Genomic DNA, 255 nt, shown 5'->3' with positions numbered 1-255 from the left:
TACGCCATTAGAAGTATATTGATTTCCTGAACGAAGTTTAGCTTTTAAAAAATCACCAGTTAATCCATCAAAAGCGACTAATGGATGATAACCGTTCGTTCCATAATGAGCATTATAATCTGTCTGTCCTTGGCTACCGAAGGTATCCGAATGGGTAGAATCTAAATCAACAATCATATTCGTATCATTACGAATAAGTCGTGCTTGATCAATCACTGTTTGATTGAGTGTCTGGAAATCTTCGATCGTTTGTTC

The 255-nt window shown here is 36.5% G+C and carries 1 protein-coding gene; it reads right to left on the bottom strand.

Features of this window, described 5'->3' with window-relative positions; genetic code table 11:
* Positions 1-255: transposase (locus ACEN31_RS11715; protein WP_407109495.1), on the bottom strand; the 255-nt coding region annotated here is incomplete at both ends.

Origin of the sequence: Ruoffia sp. FAM 26255, assembly GCF_045528525.1 — a bacterium.
Classification (GTDB): domain Bacteria; phylum Bacillota; class Bacilli; order Lactobacillales; family Aerococcaceae; genus Ruoffia; species Ruoffia tabacinasalis.
This window is presented reverse-complemented; position numbering and strand designations above follow the sequence as displayed.